This window comes from Micromonospora sp. M42, from assembly GCF_000568915.1.
Classification (GTDB): domain Bacteria; phylum Actinomycetota; class Actinomycetes; order Mycobacteriales; family Micromonosporaceae; genus Micromonospora; species Micromonospora chalcea.
Genome location: NZ_KK037233.1, coordinates 4858728 through 4875425, shown reverse-complemented (window position 1 = coordinate 4875425; position 16698 = coordinate 4858728). Strand labels below are relative to the sequence as shown.

Sequence of the window (16698 nt, the reverse complement as noted above, 5' to 3'; positions counted from 1 at the left end):
CTTCGATCATAGTTCGGCCGCCGCGCCGGTCCGTCCGCCGCCGGGGTACGCCACTACGCTGCGCCCGTGGAGGCGACGCGGGTGGCGGTGCTCGGCCGGGGGCTCGTACCGGCCGGTGAGCCGGTGGTGCGCGGCGACGACCGGGGTGTGCTGCACGGCGACGGCCTGTTCGAGACGCTGCACCTGCGCGACGGGGTCCCCTGGCTGCTGGAGCCGCACCTGGCCCGGCTGCGGGCGGGCGCGGCGGCGATCGACCTGCCGCTGCCCCCGGACGACGCGCTCGTCGAGCTGCTGGACGCGGTCCGCGCCGGCTGGCCGCCGGAGACCGAGGGCGCGTTGCGGCTGGTCTGCACCCGGGGGCCGGAGGGCGGCGGGCGGGCCACGGTGTACGCCACGCTGGGCGAGGTGCCCGCCGCCGCCCGGCTGGCTCGGCGTACCGGGGTGACGGTGGCCACGCTGCCGCTCGGGGTGGCCGCCCGGTCCCGCCCCGAGCTGGGGTGGCTGCCGAACGGCGTGAAGTCCACCTCGTACGCGCTCAGCACCGCCGCCCGGCGCTGGGCGCAGCGGACGGGCGTGGACGACGTGCTCTGGGTCTCGACCGACGGCTACGTGCTGGAGGGACCCACCGCGAACGTGGTGTGGCTGCGTGGCGGGACGCTCTGCACGGTGCCGGCGGCGCAGACCGGCATCCTGCCCGGCGTGACCGCCCACCACCTGGTGAGCCGTGCCGGAGAGCTGGGCCTGACCCCGGCCGAGCACCTGCCCACAGTGCCCGACCTGCACGCCGCCGAGGCGATCTGGCTGACCAGCTCACTACGCGGCCCCACAGAGGTCACGACCCTGAACGGAACCCCCCGCCCGAGTTCCCCCCTGACCCCCCGCATCCAGGCCCTCCTGAACTTCCCCCGGCCCTCCCCCCGTTGATCATGAAGTTGGCGGTGACAAATCGGGCAGCCGACGCCGTCAACTTCATGATCAACGGGGGAAGCGGGACGGGTCAGCCGGCCACCCGGGTGAGGCGGGCGGAGAGGTGCGGGCTCAAGGGCTGACCCACGGCGGCCATCTCCTGCGCGTACAGCAGAGCGCCCTCGACGATGCCGAACAGCCGGGCGCCGGCGGTGACCTCCTTCGCCGTCGCGGTACGCACGACCGCGTCGGTGGCGAACTCGATCTGGGTGCCCTTGCGCTTGCCGATGTGCAGCTCCATCACGCCGGTCGGCGTGGTCATCAACGCCTCCAGCTCGTCGGTGACCCGCTCACCGTCGAGCACCGGACGCCACCAGCCCACCTCGCGGCCGGCCGGCCGGACCGGACGGCTCTGCTCGTCCAGGATCCAGGCCCGCGACTCGTAGAACAGGAACGGCCGGCCGTCGTGGCTGATCCGGATCTCCTGCGCGTAGTCGAAGTCCTCGATCGTCGGGAACCCACCCCGGCCCCGGCCGCGCCACACCCCGATGTACGGCAGCAGGCCGTCCAGGCTCGGGTGCAGCTTCGGGCCGACGCGCAGGTCGTGGCTCTCCTCGTACGGGTACTCCTCGACCGGCGGCGCGTTCAACCACGGCGGCTGAAGCGGATTCTCACTCACAGATTCACCACTTACCTCTAGCTATGCGGACCGCGAGATAGGCCAGGCCACCGGCGAGCGCGCCCAGGCCGGCGACCAGCAGGCTGACGAACCCGATCTCGGTAACCATCCGGACCATCCTATGCTGGGTGGCATGGCGCGCTCTCTCGTCGTCAAGGCCACCGCCGGCGCGGACTCCCCGGAACGCTGCGCCCAGGCGTTCACAGTCGCCGCCACCGCCGCCGCGGCCGGGGTGGACGTGTCGCTCTGGCTCACCGGCGAATCGACCTGGTTCGCGCTCCCCGGCCGGGCCGAGTCGTTCGAGCTGCCGCATTCCGCGCCACTGGGCGAGCTGCTGCACGTCGTCCTGGCCACCGGCCGGGTGACCGCCTGCACCCAGTGCGCGGCCCGGCGGGACATCGGCACCGGCGACGTCATCCCCGGCGTACGCATCGCGGGCGCAGCCGTGTTCGTCGAGGAAGCGATGACCGAGGGCGCACAGGCGCTGGTCTACTGACAACCGGCCCGGGTTGTCCATTCTGCCCAGTGCGCCGATCCTGACCCGGCATGTCCGGATGCTGCCTACCATGCGAATGTGAGTCAGGCCATCCAGGAGTTCTTCGCGTCGCTGCCGGCGCGTGCCGCAGCCGTTCTGAACAGCCCGATCGGCGGGACACTCCAGATCGACCTGGCCGACGGCAACCGCACCGAGCACTGGTACGTGACGCTGGCCCCCGGCACGGCACAGGTGAGCCGGGAGGAGCTACGGCCGGCGGACGGCGTGCTGACGCTGTCCACCGAGCTGTTCGAGAAGCTCGTCACCGGGCGGGCGGCCGGCATGGCGGCGGTGCTGCGCAACGAGGCCACGTTCAGCGGCCACGTCGTGCTGTTCCTGGCGTTCCGCCGATTCCTGCCGCAACGGCCCGACGTGCGGGACCCCCGGGACGCCGCCCGCGAGCACGTCCGGCGGCTGGTGTGAAGGACCGGGTCAGCATCCTCGACGGCAACACGTTCCTGGTCAGCGACGATCGCGGCAACATCGAACCGTCGTACGACTTCCCCACCGGGCTGTTCTCCTTCGACACCCGGTTCCTGTCCACCTGGTTCCTCACCATCGACGGGCAACGTCTGCACGCGCTCTCGATCGACGACTCGCTGTCGTACAAGACGCGGTTCTTCCTGGTCCCCGGCGAGCCGACGCACTACCTGGACGCCAACGTCTCGGTGATCCGCAGCCGCGCCATCGGCGGCAGCCTCGACGAGGAACTGACCGTGCTCAACCACTCCGAACAGGAACAGGAGTTCCACCTCCGGCTGGACATCGGCTCCGACTTCGCCGACCTCCTGGAGATCAAGAACCGGCGCGACAAGAAGGGACTCACCACGCCGACGGTGGAACCGAACGGCCTGCGGCTCACCTACCGCCGGGAGGCGTTCCGCCGCGAGACGCTGGTGACCAGCAGCGCGCCGGTCGAGGTCGACGCGGACGGGATGACCTTCCGGGTCCGGATCAGCCCGCACGGCGAGTGGACCACCCGGCTGCACGTCAGCACCATCATCTACGGCGCGCGTGGTGAGGACATCCGGGCCATCCTGCCGCTGGGCGGCCAGCGCACGGCAGCCGAGATCGAGGCCGAGCAGAGCGCCCTGATCAGCCGTGCGCCGAAGCTGGGCTGCGACTGCGAGCCGCTGGCCAGCGCGTACCGGCGCAGCCTCAACGACCTGGCCGCGCTCCGGTACGAGTCGATCACGCTCGGCGTCCGGCTGCTCGCGGCCGGCCTGCCCTGGTTCATGACGCTGTTCGGCCGCGACAGCATCTTCACCTCGCTCCAGGTGCTGCCGTTCCTCCCCGACCTGGTCAAACCGACGATCATCATGCTGGCCGGTCTTCAGGGCAGCCGGGTCGACGACTTCCGCGACGAGGAGCCGGGCAAGATCCTGCACGAGCTGCGCTACGGCGAGAGCGCCGGATTCGAGGAACAGCCGCACTCGCCGTACTACGGCGCGGCCGACACGACGGCGCTGTTCGTGATCCTGCTCGACGAGTACGAGCGGTGGACCGGGGACGCCGATCTGGTACGCAAGCTGGAGTACGAGACCCGGGCGGCGCTGACCTGGCTCGACACGTACGGGGACCTGCTCGGCACCGGCTACGTCTGGTACATGTCCCGCAACCCGGAGACGGGGCTGCCGAACCAGTGCTGGAAGGACTCACCGGAAGCCATCTCCTACGCCGACGGGCGGATGCCGGAGTTCCCCCGGGCCACCTGCGAGCTGCAGGGGTACGCGTACGACGCGAAGATGCGCGGCGCCCGCCTGGCCCGCACCTACTGGCAGGACCCGGCGTACGCGGACCGGCTGGAGCAGGAGGCGGCGGCGCTGAAGGAACGGTTCAACCGCGACTTCTGGATCGCCGACCGGGAGTACTACGCGCTGGCGCTCGATCCGCGCGGGCGGCAGGTGGACGCGCTCTCCTCGAACATCGGCCACCTGCTGTGGAGCGGCATCGTGGACGAGTCCCGGGCCCCCGCGGTCGCCGCCCATCTGCTCGGCCCGCGCCTGTTCTCCGGCTGGGGGGTACGCACGCTCGCCGACGACCAGGGCCGGTACAACCCGGTCGGATACCACGTCGGCACGGTGTGGCCGTTCGACAACTCGATCATCGCCTGGGGTCTGTGGCGGTACGGCTTCCGGCAGGAGGCCGGCCGGATCTGCGACGCGCTGCTCAGCGCGTCGCACTTCTTCGACGGGCGGCTGCCCGAGGTGTTCGCCGGCTACGAACGTGGCCTCACCGACTACCCGGTGGAGTACCCCACCGCGTGCAGCCCGCAGGCGTGGTCCGCCGGTACGCCTCTGCTGCTGCTACGGGTGATCCTGGGACTGGAGCCGCAGGGCGAGCACCTGATCATCGACCCGGCCGTACCGCCGGGGATGGGCCGGGTGGAACTGCTCGACATCCCGGGCCGCTGGGGCCGGGTGGACGCGCTGGGCCGCAGCCGGGAACCGCACGAGGAACCGGCACCGCCGCCGCTCGGGCTGCCCGGCCGGTGAGTCAGCCGGGCAGGGCGTGGTCACCGCCACGCGCACCCGCTCGTCGGCCCGCTCGGCCAGCACGGCCGGCTCGCCGGGGCGCGCGTACCGGTCGGCGGAGTCCACCACCGGCGCGACGCCACCGCCGAACGCGGCGGCGAGCGGCTGATCCGCCGGCGCGGCGGCCTCACCCCGGGCGGTGCGGGCCGCGCCCCCACCGGGGCAGGGCGCGGTCAGGACCTGGACCGCGCCGGTCGCGCCGCCCCACCGGCCCAGCGCCGACGCCAGCGCGGCGGCTTCGGCAGCGGCGTCGGCGGTCGGCGCGCGGTAGCCGGAACCCAGCGGCCGGCAGCCGGTCGCGGCGGTCAGAAGGATCCGGCCCGGGCCGTCGGCCCGGCCCTCGACCGCGACGAAGTCGCCCGCGTCGGCGCGCAGCAGCGGCTCGCCGTCGAACGTCGACACGCCCGCCCGCCACGCCTGCGGCAGCCGGTCGGCGACGCGTCGCAGCACTTCGCGTACGTCGTCGCCGCCGATCGCCACCTCGACGCCGCGCTCGAGCGACGCGCCGGAGTCCATCGGCGTGATCCGGCAGCCGCGTTCCAGGCGGTCCGGTACGAGCGCGGGTACGCCGTCGGCGCCGACCGCGCCGGTCAGCTCGCCGATCGCCCGGTCCACCACCGGACCGGCCTGGTCCAGTGAGCGCTGCTCCTTGACCGTCGGCGGGTCGGTCCGCACCGACCACCAGGTCAGCCCGGCCAGCAGCACGGCCCACGCCACAGTGGCGGCCGTCAGCCAGCGCAGCCGACGCCGGCCGGCGCCCGGCTGATCTCCAGGGTTGGGCGGGGCGTAGCCCGTCTCGACGGCAGTCACCCGGCAATGGTGTCACGTGCCGGCGAGGCGCCCGGCCGCGCCTCGGCACGCCCGGTCAGGCCGGGACGGACCGGCGGGACAGCAGCCACAGCAGGTAGAAGGGGCGCTGCCGCAGCTCGCCACGACGGTCGGCGTACTGGTCGGCGGCGAGCACCGCGGAGAAGAACCCGCCCGCGCCCAGCATGCCGAGCACCGGTGCCAGGTGGGTGCCCTCGACCGCCACCAGCGTCGCGGCGACGGTCGCCACCGCGGCGCCCGCGGCCTGCACCGCCGAGCGCCGGGCCACCCGGGCGACCTCGGAGCGAGCCGCCCGCACCCCCTCCTGGATCTCCGCGTCGAGCTTCGCGAGCTGCACCAGCGCCTTGTCCGGATCCGTGTCGACGTCCAGCATCCGGCCGCGCAGGTACGCCTGGGTCGCGGCGAGCGCGTCGCTCTCCTGGGTCAGGATGGCGCAGTAGTCCCGCAGCGAGGTGCCCTCCAGCATCGGCAGGTCGAGCTGGAGCAGCGGGGTCACCAGCCGCGCCTTCACCGGATCCCCGCTCGGCACGTCGACGACCCGGTGCCCCTTGACGATCAGGTCGAGTGTGCGGTCCGGGTTGTCGCCCAGCTCGATCCGGCCCATCGTGTCGAACGGCGAGGAGGTCGACTGGGAGTCCGGCGCACGCGACTCCAGGTGGGTGCGGCGGAAGGTCTGCGGGAAGTAGACGAGCTGCCCCAGCTCCAGCAGCGGCGCGCAGTCCCGCAGGTACGCGCCGAGGCGGTCCAGGTCGTCGCATTCGGCGTAGAGCTGGTCGATTCGGATGTCCTCGTACCGGCAGCGCGGGTCGCAGTGATCCGGATCCTTGCCGCACCACTTGCAGGTCTCCCGGTTGGCCAGGTAGCAGTGCTTGCCGCCCGGCTGGGAGAGGACCAGCTTGCCGGTGACGAGCGTGGCCCGCTTCGTGAGGAACGACAGGTCCGTGTCGAGGCTGGCGACCGAGACGTCGAACGGGCGCGCGCGGCCGGACCCGGCGGTGCGCTGGAGTTCGCGGGCGATCTCCTCACCCCGGTTGCCGTCGATGAAGTCGATCAGATAGCGAACTGCGTGGGCGGCGGCGTCGTCGGGCACCTGATCCCCCTCCGGCGCGTCCGGGGCGCGCCGCCGTCCAGCCTGCCAGCCACGGGCAAGCCGCACAGTCACCGGAACGGCTCGTGGCCCGCCACCCGGCTGGGGTGGCGGGCCACGATCAGAGCGTGGGTCAGGCGGCGACCGAGACGGTCACCTCGTTGATCCCGCGAGCCGCGGCGACGGCGGTGTCGCCGTTGCCCTGGCGGGACAGCGCCCGCAGCGTCCACGAGCCCGGCGCGGCGAAGAACCGGAACTGCCCGGCCGGCGACGTCACCACCTCGGCGGTGAACTCACCGGTGGAGTCGAGCAGCCGCACGTACGCGCCCGGCACGACCTCGCCGGACTCGGACAGCACACGGCCGGTGATGACGGTTTCCTTCTCCAGGTCCAGGCTGGCCGGGAGGGGGGCGGCCTGGTCCGGCGCGGCGCAGCCGGCGGCAGCCGTCGAGGCGGCGGAGGTGGCGGAGGTGGCGGTCATCAGGCCTCCCCCGGCTCGTCACCGAGCGCCACCGGCACGCCGACGAGCGAGCCGTACTCGGTCCAGGAACCGTCGTAGTTCTTCACGTTGCGGTGCCCGAGCAGCTCCTGGAGCACGAACCAGCTGTGCGAGGAGCGCTCGCCGATCCGGCAGTACGCGATCGTCTCCTTGCTGTCGTCCAGCCCGGCGTCGGCGTAGATCTTGCGCAGCTCGTCGTCGGACTTGAACGTGCCGTCCTCGTTCGCCGCCTTGGACCACGGCACGCTGATCGCGGTCGGGATGTGGCCGGCCCGCTGCGCCTGCTCCTGCGGCAGGTGGGCGGGGGCGAGCAGGCGGCCGGCGAACTCGTCGGGGCTGCGCACGTCGACCAGGTTCTTGGTGCCGATCGCGGCTACCACCTCGTCGCGGAACGCGCGGATCGAGGTGTCCGGCTCCTGCGCGACGTACTGCGTCTTCGGCCGCTCCACCACGTCGGTGACGAGCGGACGGGCGTCCAGCTCCCACTTCTTGCGGCCGCCGTCGAGCAGCTTGACGTCGCCGTGGCCGTAGAGCTTGAAGTACCAGTACGCGTACGCGGCGAACCAGTTGTTGTTGCCGCCGTACAGGATCACGGTGTCGTCGTTGGCGATGCCCCGGTCGGACAGCAGCGCCTCGAACTGGCTCTTGTTGACGAAGTCCCGGCGGACCTGGTCCTGCAGGTCGGTACGCCAGTCGAGCTTGACGGCGCCGGCGATGTGCCCGGTGTCGTAGGCCGAGGTGTCCTCGTCGACCTCGACGAAGACGACGCCCGGGGCGCCGAGGTTCTTCTCGGCCCACTCGGCCGAAACGAGTGCGGTGTCGCGACTCATCAGATCACTCCCTGGTGAGGATGGTTGGTGAGCCTGCGCGCGGAGATCGATGTCGATTGTTGTCGCACCACGCGCGGGACCCAGAGCTAGGAACGGATCACGGGTACGTGCGACGGCGCCGCTGCCGGGCGTTGAGGGGAACCGGGAGAGGTTCGTGGACCCTGGGTGGCCGCCGTTCAGGCGGCCGGAGACAGCCCCGCCGTCAGATGACGGGGCGACACAGGCAGGTGGCCACGCGGCACAGGTCGACCGCGCGCCGTTTGGTGAGGTGGGTCCCCATGGGCAGGGAGATTACCAGCCCACGCCACAGCTGCCACCAGGCCGACCAGCATCCGGGACGGCCGGCCCGCTCCCCGGACCGGCCGTGTACGGCTTTCAGCCGGCGGAGTTGATGGGCACGTTCGCCGCGTCCGCCGTGACCACCAGGCCCTCCGGCTTCGGCTCCACCTTGCGCAGGTTGAGCTGGAACGGCAGCTCCGGCAGCGGCACGTCGATCGAGATGCCCTGCGCGTACCGGGTGAGCGCGGCCCGGGCCAGCGGCACGTTCGGCAGGCCGTCGGCGGTGAGGTCGTTGAAGCGCAGCGCCACCTTGCCGCCGGCCACCGTGACGTCGGCGGTGCCGTTGACGGTGAGCTTGACGCCGAGGATGTCCACCGGGGCGGTGACGGCGAGCTTGCCGTTCCGCTCGCCGAGCGTCAGCCCGGGACGGTCCAGCAGCTTGGCCAGGCTCTCGTAGGTGACGGTGCCCCGCCCGTCCACGCTCTCGGCCACCACGTCGCCCCGGCCGGAGCGCAGCGTGTCCAGCGACGCGGTCACGTTGCGCGCGTCCACGTCCAGCTTCGGCACCTCCACGGCGTCACCCTGGACGGCGCCCCGCACGTCGGTGAGCTGGATCGAGATGCGCTCGTACCGGCCGTCGAGCACCTGGGTGAGGAACGGGAAGCCACCCACCTCGACCTGCGGCGCGGCGGACTGCGCGTCCTGCTTGGCGATCTCCTGCCGCACCTGGTCGGCGATCGCCCGCTCGGCGACCCCGGCGGCGACCCGGTCGGCGACGACGAGCAGCCCGACCAGCACCAGCAGCAGGACGACGAAGCCGATCAGCACCTTCCGGCCGCGTCGCCGCGGTCGGCCCTCCGCCGGATACGCCTCTGCCACGCCGCCTCCCGTCCTCGCCGCCGTCACCGCGTCTCGCGGCGCAACCGTACTTACCCGAGGCGAATCTTCCCCAACCGTTTCAGAGGAACAGCACGCACATCGCGTACGCGGCCGGCGCGGCCAGCGCGAATCCGCCCAGCGGCCCCTGCATGTGCCGGGCCACCCACATCGTCGGCGGTTCACCGGCCATCAGGCGGCCCGCCTCGGTGTACCCCACGGCGAGGTCGGCCAGGACGGCGGTGGCGGCGCTGACCACGCCGACCAGGGCGGCGCTGGTCGGGGTGAAACCGACCAGGTAGCTGCCGAGCAGGGCGCTGGTGAGGGTGCCGAGCATCGCGCCCGCGACCACGCCGGCCGCGCCGCGCGGCACCTGCGGGGCGAGCCGCGGCCACGGCGCCACCGCGTCGGTGAGCCGCGCCACCAGCAACGCCACCCCGGCGGCGGTGAGGCAGACCGTGATCGCCTGGGTGCCCTTGGGAATCCGGCTGAGCACGACGAGCGTGCCGAAGGCGACCACGCCCACCACGATGAGCAGGGTGCCGCCGAGCGAGTCGGTCACCCGGACCCGGTCCACCCGCCGGACGAGCTGCCCCAGCACGGCGAGCAGCAGCCCGGCGGCCGCGGCGTAGCCGAGCGGGGCCAGGCCGGCGATGTCCGACTGGACCGCCGCGACGTCGGCGATCACGGCCGTGCCGGCGCTGACCAGGGCGACGACCAGCAGGGCGGGCGGTCGCATGGCCATCGTCCAGGCGAGCACGAAGAGCATCTGGACGCCGAAGATGATGGCCGCGAACGGCAGCCGGTGCCCGGGGCCGGAGGTCTGCGCGCCGAGCACCAGGCCGACGCCGAGCAGCGCGGCGAAGCCGGCGACGGTGAGCGCCAGCGGCCGGCGGACCGGGACCGGTGGCATCTCCTCCTCGGGCGCCTCGTCGGACTCGTCGTCGGCGCGCCGGCCGGGTCCGCCCTTCCGTAGCCGACGCGGTCCCTTCCGCTCCGGCCGGTCGCCCTCCTCGTCGGCGGGGCCGGTACGCGGGGCGGGCGGGTAGCCACGGGCGGGGCCGGAGGGCCCGGCGGACGGGTCGTCGGCCCACGGTTCACGACCGGTGTCGCGCGAGGTGGAGGGAAACACGCCCCGATCGTGCCAGACCCGGGCGGCTCGGCGGAGGTCCCGGTTTCGGTGACGTTAAAACCTGCACCGCGATCAAGGGCAGAAGGGGCAAACGGGAAAGCACCCCGGAGGTGACGGCGGGTCCATCGGTTACGCTCAGGCCGTTACCCGCCCGTCAGCGACGCCGGGACCCACGCAAGTTCACAGCGCCGCCCTCACCCGGGCGTGTCGCTGGTCGCGCGCGGCCGAAGGGCCGCCGGGACGGAGGTGATCGTGGAGCTCCTGCTGCTCGTGACCGCACGGGCCGGTGAGCCGTCGGCGGTGTTGCCGGCACTCGACCTGCTGCCGCACTCGGTCCGCACCGCACCCCGCGACGTCCGCACGCTGGTCTCCGGCCCCACGCCGGACGCCGTCCTGGTGGACGCCCGCTCCGAACTGAGCGAGGCGCGCGCCACGTGCCGGATGCTGCACGCCACCGGGCTCGGCGTACCGCTCGTCGCGGTGGTCACCGAAGCGGGCCTGATCGCGCTCAACGCGGACTGGGGTGTCGACGACGTGATCCTGGCCGGCGCCGGGCCGGCCGAGGTGGAGGCCCGGCTGCGGCTCGCCGTCGGCCGGCTGAGCAACGCGACCGCCGGCGCCGGCGGCTCGATCCGGGCCGGTGAGCTGAACATCGATCCGGACACCTACGCCGCCAAGCTGAAGGGCCGCCCGCTCGACCTCACGTACAAGGAGTTCGAGCTGTTGAAGTTCCTGGCCCAGCACCCGGGGCGGGTGTTCACCCGGGACCAGCTGCTGCGGGAGGTCTGGGGTTACGACTACTTCGGCGGCACCCGCACGGTCGACGTGCACGTGCGGCGCCTGCGCGCCAAGCTCGGCTCGGAGTACGAGTCGATGATCGGCACGGTCCGACAGGTGGGCTACAAGTTCGTCGTCCCGCCGTCGCGTTCGCTGCCGGAGTCGGAGCCCGCGCCGCTGCCGGTCTGACCGCCCACGCCCCACTCCGGTAGGGGGCATTTCCGCAGAACGCCCTTTTTGCCCGATCAGTCAGACATATCCTGACTGCCGGATTTACCGGGCAAAGGGGGCGGCGGTGCGTGCGGTGAACACGGGGGCGACGAACGGCCGGTGCCGCTGATGCGGGGCCCGACGCTGCGCGCCACCGGGCTCGTGACCGTGGTGCTCGCGGGCCTGCTCGGCTCGGCGTTCGCGCTGGGCCGCAGCCTGGTCCCGGAACACCCGCCGTCGAACGCCGGCGCCACCACCGCGCTCAACGGACCGCGCTACGCCGACCAGCCGCCCAGCACGGACTTCCCCGGCGGCCGGGCCACCGCCGGGCCGAGCCCCGACGCCGCGCCGGACGCCGCCCCGGTCGAACCGGGCGGCGACGGCCCGTACGGCAGCCTGGTCGTCACCGGCTCGTCCCGGGTCGCGCTGACCTTCGACGACGGCCCCGATCCGCGCTGGACCCCGCAGGTGCTCGCGCTGCTGGCCCAGTACGGCGTGAAGGCGACGTTCTGCGTCGTCGGCGAGAACGCCGAGGCCCATCCGGATCTGATCCGGTCGATAGTCGCCGAGGGGCACACCCTGTGCAACCACTCCTGGGAGCACGACGTCGACCTGGGCAAGCGGTCCCCGGCGACGATCCGGGCCGACATCCTGCGCACGAACGACGCGATCCTGGCCGCCGCGCCGGGGGCGCGGATCGCGTACTACCGCCAGCCGGGCGGGGCCTGGACGCGCCCGGTGATCTCGGCCTGCGCCGACCTGGGCCTCACCCCGCTGCACTGGAGCGTGGACCCGTCGGACTGGAGGGCGCCGGGCGCGCTCACCATCGAGTCGAGGATCCGCACACAGATGGGACCGGGGGCGATCGTGCTCATGCACGACGCGGGCGGGGACCGTTCCGGCACGGTCGCGGCGTTGCAGCAACTCCTGCCCGAGATACTGGCGCGGTTCGAGCTGGAGTCGTTGCCCGTCGGCCCGCAGTGACGAGCGCCACCGACCGCCGCCCTCGTCCGGCGCGAACCGCCGCCGGACGGCGGCTACCGTGACTCAGATGAGCCCCGAGCCGACCAGTGGCCCCGCAAGCGACCGGACGGACCGGCTGACGCCGGCCGAGGTCGCCGAGGTGCTGGCGCTGGCCCGCGCCGCCGGTGACGCCGACGGCGCCGACCCGCTCGACGAGCACGTGCTGCTGCGGCTGCGCGACCCCGAGGCTCCCGCCGTGCACCTCACCGCCCGCACCGCCGACGGCGCACTCACCGGGTACGCGCATCTCGACGTCACCGCCCCGGCCGAGGGCGTCGGCGCCGAACTGGTCGTGCATCCCGCGTACCGGCGGCGCGGCGTCGGCCGGGCGCTGGCCCGGGGCGTGGTGGACGCCGCGCCCGGTCCGCTGCGCGCCTGGGCCCACGGCGACCACCCGTCGGCCGCCGCGCTCGCTGTCGACCTGGGCTTCGCCCGGGCGCGGGTGCTCTGGCAGATGCGCCGTCCGCTGACCGCCGAGCTGCCGGCGCCGGTGGTGCCGGACGGCGTGACGCTTCGCGCGTTCCGCCCCGGCGAGGACGACGAGGCGTGGCTGGCGGTGAACAACGCGGCCTTCGCCCAGCACCCCGAGCAGGGCAAGTGGACGCTCGACGACCTGCGCGTACGCATCGCCGAGCCGTGGTTCGATCCGGCCGGCTTCCTGCTCGCCGTCGACTCCACGACCGGGCGGCTGCTCGGCTTCCACTGGACCAAGGTGCACGAGCGGCCGGGCTCGGCCCGCATCGGCGAGGTCTACGTGCTCGGCGTCGACCCGTCCGCGCACCGGGGCGGCCTGGGCCGGGTGCTCACCGCCGCCGGCCTGACCCACCTGCGCGACGAGCGCGGGCTGGACCGGGTGATGCTCTACGTGGACGAGAGCAACACCGCCGCGGTCGCGCTCTACGAGCGGCTGGGCTTCGCCATGTGGTCCGCGCACGTCAACTACCAGCGCGGCTGAGCGTTCCGCGGCCCCGGAAAATCGCCATAAAGGCGATACCAGGCTGCTAGTTCACGAAATGGACAACCCTTCCTCAGCGTACGGCCATCTCGTCGGCTGAACGTGTTCACCGCGCGTTCACTTGCGTCCGGCGAACCGTCCACCTGGCCCTCCTACCTTTCGTGTCAGCCGGTCAGCGCCGGCCCCCGGCACTCCGGGCGACCTGACCAAAGACGTGAAGGGAAACCCCTGAAGTGAAGCTCCAGCGGCACGGCGCCATCGCCTGTCTCGCTCTTACCGCGGTTCTCGGTCTCAGCGCCTGCGGCTCGGACAACAACGAGCCCGCCGGCGCCTCCGGTTCCACCGCCGCGGTGGACTGCGCGACGGGCACGCTGAACGCGCAGGGCTCCTCGGCCCAGAAGAACGCCATGGCCGAGTGGATCAAGGCGTACCAGCAGAAGTGCGCCGGCACCACGATCAACTACGAGCCGAGCGGCTCGGGCGCCGGCATCCAGGCCTTCATCGCCGGTACCGCAGACTTCGCCGGTTCGGACTCCCCCCTCAAGCCGGAGGAGCAGCCGCAGGCCGACGCCAAGTGCGTCGGCGGCCAGGCGCTCAACCTGCCGATGGTGATCGGCCCGGTCGCCGTGGTCTACAACGTCAGCGGCGCGGACAACCTCCAGTTCAGCCCGGCCACCCTGGCGAAGATCTTCGCCGGCAAGGTGACCAAGTGGGACGACCCGGCGATCAAGGCCGACAACCCGGACGCCAAGCTCCCGTCGACCGCGATCCAGGCGGTGCACCGCTCCGACGAGTCGGGCACCACCGACAACTTCACCAAGTACCTCTCCAAGACCGCCGAGGCGGACTGGACGCTCGGCAACTCCAAGGCGTGGAAGGCCCCGGGCGGCGTCGGCGCGGCCAAGTCCGACGGCGTGGCCAGCAAGGTCAAGAGCACCGACGGCACCATCAGCTACGTCGAGTGGTCGTACGCCGAGAACTCCGACCTGAAGATGGCGAAGGTCAAGAACGGTAACGGCGAGTTCGTCGAGCTGACCGGTGACTCGGCCGGCAAGACCATCGCCGGCGCCAAGTTCGAGGGTCAGGGCAACGACCTGAAGATGTCGATCGACTACAACACCAAGGAGGCCGGGGCGTACCCGATCGTCCTGGCGACCTACGAGATCGTCTGCAGCAAGGGCCTCGCCGCCGACAAGCTGCCGCTGGTCAAGGGCCTGCTCGGCCACGCCGCCAGCGCCGAGGGGCAGAAGGAGCTGGTCGAGCTCGGCTACGCCCCGCTGCCCGAGACCGTCCGCACCAAGGTCGAGGCCGCGGTCAAGAGCCTCTCCTGACGCTCCCGACCGACACCTCCTCAACGCGAAGCGAGCGAGCAGATGGGTGACACCCCTCAGCGCTCGGCCCACGCCGGCACCGGCGGGACTCCCGTGGCCACGAGCCACGAGGGACCCGCCGGTGCCTCGGCGCGTGTGGCCGAGCGCCCCGGTAACCCGGGCCGCCCCGACGGTGGCCTCGGCGGCGGCGGCGCCCTCCCCCGGGCCCGCGCCTTCGGCGCGGAACGGGCGTTCCGCGGCCTGACCCTGGCCGCCGGCACCACGGTCCTGGTGGTCATCGCGGCCATCGCGATCTTCCTGGTCGCCAAGGCCGTCCCGGCGTTGCGGGCGAACACCGAGTCGTTCTGGACGTTCGAGGGCTGGTTCCCGAACGACAACCCGCCGCAGTTCGGCATCGGCGCGCTCGCCTTCGGCACCGTCCTGAGCTCGCTGCTGGCGCTGCTCATGGCGGTGCCGGTCGCGCTGGGCATCGCCCTGTACCTGTCGCACTACGCGCCCCGGCGGCTCGGCAACGCCCTGGGCTTCCTGATCGACCTGCTGGCCGCCGTGCCGAGCGTCGTCTTCGGCCTCTGGGGCCGGGACTACTTCGCCCAGCCGGTCGCCGACCTGTCCGCCTGGCTGAACAGGTACTTCGGCTGGATCCCCATCTTCGGCGACGGCCCGTACGGGAACTCGATCCTGCTCGGCTCCGTGGTGCTGGCGATCATGGTGCTGCCGATCATCACCTCGCTGTCCCGCGAGGTGTTCCGGCAGACCCCGACCGCGAACGAGGAAGCCGCGCTCGCGCTCGGCGCCACCCGCTGGGAGATGATCCGCACCGCCGTCCTGCCGTACGGGCGTCCGGGCGTCATCGCCGCGGTGATGCTCGGGCTGGGCCGGGCGCTCGGCGAGACCATCGCGCTGGCGCTCACGCTCGGCTCCACGTACGCCATCTCGTTCAACATCCTGGCCAGCGGCGGCAACTCGATCGCCGCGAACATCGCCAACCGGTTCGCCGAGGCGAACGACACCGGCCGGGGCGCGCTCATCGCCTCCGGCCTGGTGCTGTTCGCGATCACGTTGATCGTCAACATCACCGCCCGGGCGATCATCTACCGGCGGCGCGAGTTCACGGAGTCGGCCGCATGACCACCACCCTCACCTCCCGCCGCCCGCGCCCGCCGGCCCAGCCGGCCACGCTGCGGGCGAGGCGACTTCCCGCGTACGCCGCTCCGGCCATCGCCGTCGCGGCGCTGCTGCTCGCGGCGGGCATCGTGTACGGCGCCGGCATCGGCGGCCCGGTCCTGGTCGTGGTGGTCGGCGCGCTGCTCTACCTGGCCGGTCTGTTCGTCGCGGCGAACGCGGTGGAGGGCCGCCGGTCGGCCCGCAACCGGACCTGGAGCGCGCTGATCCACTCCGCCTTCGTGCTGGCCGTGCTGCCGCTGGCCTCGGTGGTCTGGACGCTGGTCAGCAAGGGCTCCGAGCGGCTGGACGCGAACTTCTTCGGTACCTCGATGAACAACATCGGGTCGCGGGACGCCAACGGCGGCGCGTACCACGCGATCGTCGGCACGCTGCAGCAGGTGGGCATCGCCACGCTGATCACGGTGCCGCTCGGCGTGCTCTGCGCGATCTACATCGTCGAGTACGGCCGGGGCCGGTTCGCGTTCACCATCCGCTTCTTCGTGGACGTGATGACCGGCATCCCGTCGATCGTCACCGGCCTGTTCGTGCTGGCCTTCTGGGTGCTGATCGTCTCGCCGTGGTTCAACGACGGGCGGCCCGGTTTCTCCGGCTTCGCCGCCGCGCTGGCGCTGAGCGTGCTGATGCTGCCCACAGTGGTCCGCTCCACCGAGGAGATGCTCCGCCTGGTGCCCGCGCCGCTGCGCGAGGGCGCGTACGCGCTGGGCGTACCGAAGTGGAAGACCATCCTGCGGGTCGTACTGCCGACCGCGCTGCCCGGCATCGTCACCGGCGTCATGCTCGCCATCGCGCGGGCCGCCGGTGAGACCGCGCCGGTGCTGCTCGTCGCCGGCGGCGGCGCGGCGATCAACTTCAACCCGTTCGAGAACAACCAGTCGTCGCTGGCCCTCTTCGTCTACCAGCAGGCCGGTGAGGCGTCGAGGTACTCGCCGGCACGGGCGTGGACCGCCGCGCTGACCCTGGTCGCCCTCGTCCTCGTCCTCACCGTGGCGGCGAAGCTGCTGTCCCGCCGCAACCGGCTCGGCCGATGAACCC

Annotated in this window: 18 protein-coding genes; 10 read left to right on the top strand and 8 right to left on the bottom strand. The window is 72.6% G+C overall.

Annotation, left to right across the window (positions count from 1 at the left end; translation table 11 throughout):
- The first annotated feature begins 66 nt into the window (after positions 1–66).
- Positions 67–924 (top strand): aminotransferase class IV, encoded by an 858-nt coding sequence (locus MCBG_RS22450; RefSeq protein ID WP_043328022.1) that lies wholly within the window; start codon positions 67–69, stop codon positions 922–924.
- 73 nt (positions 925–997) lie between these two features.
- Here the strand turns inward: MCBG_RS22450 and MCBG_RS22445 are convergent, their stop codons facing one another.
- A complete protein-coding gene (locus MCBG_RS22445) occupies positions 998–1585 on the bottom strand; it encodes a heme-binding beta-barrel domain-containing protein (RefSeq protein WP_030504451.1) in 588 nt (195 codons plus the stop codon).
- Positions 1586–1589: 4 nt separating this feature from the next.
- A complete protein-coding gene (gene mtfM / locus MCBG_RS34950; protein ID WP_043330899.1) occupies positions 1590–1694 on the bottom strand; it encodes a small membrane protein MtfM in 105 nt (34 codons plus the stop codon).
- 12 nt (positions 1695–1706) lie between these two features.
- On the opposite strand from mtfM, the gene MCBG_RS22435 reads away from it, so the two are divergent.
- The 3 genes from MCBG_RS22435 to MCBG_RS22425 all read left to right on the top strand — a co-directional run bounded on the left by MCBG_RS22435 (position 1707) and on the right by MCBG_RS22425 (position 4615).
- Positions 1707–2081, top strand: a complete 375-nt coding sequence (locus MCBG_RS22435; protein ID WP_043328020.1) for a DsrE family protein — start codon at positions 1707–1709, stop codon at positions 2079–2081.
- 78 nt (positions 2082–2159) lie between these two features.
- Entirely contained in the window at positions 2160–2543 is a 384-nt protein-coding gene (locus tag MCBG_RS22430) for an SCP2 sterol-binding domain-containing protein (RefSeq protein WP_043328019.1), read from the top strand.
- Positions 2540–4615, top strand: a complete 2076-nt coding sequence (locus tag MCBG_RS22425) for an amylo-alpha-1,6-glucosidase (protein ID WP_043328017.1) — start codon at positions 2540–2542, stop codon at positions 4613–4615. Before MCBG_RS22430 ends, MCBG_RS22425 begins: the two co-directional genes overlap by 4 nt.
- Before the next feature lie 904 nt (positions 4616–5519).
- On the opposite strand, the gene MCBG_RS22420 is transcribed toward MCBG_RS22425, so the two are convergent.
- The 6 genes from MCBG_RS22420 to MCBG_RS22400 all read right to left on the bottom strand — a co-directional run bounded on the left by MCBG_RS22420 (position 5520) and on the right by MCBG_RS22400 (position 10185).
- Complete coding sequence (locus MCBG_RS22420) at positions 5520–6572, bottom strand: hypothetical protein (RefSeq protein ID WP_043328016.1); 1053 nt, start codon at positions 6570–6572, stop codon at positions 5520–5522.
- 130 nt (positions 6573–6702) lie between these two features.
- Positions 6703–7050: a DUF1416 domain-containing protein gene (locus tag MCBG_RS22415; RefSeq protein ID WP_043328014.1), complete on the bottom strand. Its 348-nt coding sequence runs from the start codon at positions 7048–7050 to the stop codon at positions 6703–6705.
- Positions 7050–7898: a sulfurtransferase gene (locus MCBG_RS22410; protein WP_030504459.1), complete on the bottom strand. Its 849-nt coding sequence runs from the start codon at positions 7896–7898 to the stop codon at positions 7050–7052. The genes MCBG_RS22415 and MCBG_RS22410 overlap by 1 nt, the downstream gene beginning before the upstream one ends.
- A 202-nt stretch (positions 7899–8100) precedes the next feature.
- Positions 8101–8178: an Ms5788A family Cys-rich leader peptide gene (locus tag MCBG_RS35290; RefSeq protein WP_310503780.1), complete on the bottom strand. Its 78-nt coding sequence runs from the start codon at positions 8176–8178 to the stop codon at positions 8101–8103.
- Positions 8179–8273: 95 nt separating this feature from the next.
- Positions 8274–9056, bottom strand: a complete 783-nt coding sequence (locus tag MCBG_RS22405; RefSeq protein ID WP_030504460.1) for an LmeA family phospholipid-binding protein — start codon at positions 9054–9056, stop codon at positions 8274–8276.
- A 79-nt stretch (positions 9057–9135) separates the two neighbouring features.
- Positions 9136–10185, bottom strand: coding sequence for a hypothetical protein (locus MCBG_RS22400; RefSeq protein ID WP_043328012.1), 1050 nt, complete (start codon positions 10183–10185; stop codon positions 9136–9138).
- Between the two features lie 246 nt (positions 10186–10431).
- On the opposite strand from MCBG_RS22400, the gene MCBG_RS22395 reads away from it, so the two are divergent.
- The 6 genes from MCBG_RS22395 to pstA all read left to right on the top strand — a co-directional run bounded on the left by MCBG_RS22395 (position 10432) and on the right by pstA (position 16694).
- Positions 10432–11151 (top strand): winged helix-turn-helix transcriptional regulator, encoded by a 720-nt coding sequence (locus MCBG_RS22395; protein WP_176722767.1) that lies wholly within the window; start codon positions 10432–10434, stop codon positions 11149–11151.
- A 150-nt stretch (positions 11152–11301) separates the two neighbouring features.
- Positions 11302–12156 (top strand): polysaccharide deacetylase family protein, encoded by an 855-nt coding sequence (locus tag MCBG_RS22390; protein WP_043330897.1) that lies wholly within the window; start codon positions 11302–11304, stop codon positions 12154–12156.
- Between the two features lie 67 nt (positions 12157–12223).
- Positions 12224–13150, top strand: a complete 927-nt coding sequence (gene mshD, locus MCBG_RS22385; protein WP_043328011.1) for a mycothiol synthase — start codon at positions 12224–12226, stop codon at positions 13148–13150.
- 233 nt (positions 13151–13383) lie between these two features.
- Positions 13384–14481: a phosphate ABC transporter substrate-binding protein PstS gene (gene pstS / locus MCBG_RS22380; RefSeq protein ID WP_043328009.1), complete on the top strand. Its 1098-nt coding sequence runs from the start codon at positions 13384–13386 to the stop codon at positions 14479–14481.
- 42 nt (positions 14482–14523) lie between these two features.
- Positions 14524–15609, top strand: coding sequence for a phosphate ABC transporter permease subunit PstC (pstC, locus tag MCBG_RS22375; protein WP_043328007.1), 1086 nt, complete (start codon positions 14524–14526; stop codon positions 15607–15609).
- Entirely contained in the window at positions 15606–16694 is a 1089-nt protein-coding gene (pstA, locus tag MCBG_RS22370; protein ID WP_043328005.1) for a phosphate ABC transporter permease PstA, read from the top strand. The genes pstC and pstA overlap by 4 nt, the downstream gene beginning before the upstream one ends.
- Positions 16695–16698 lie beyond the last annotated feature (4 nt).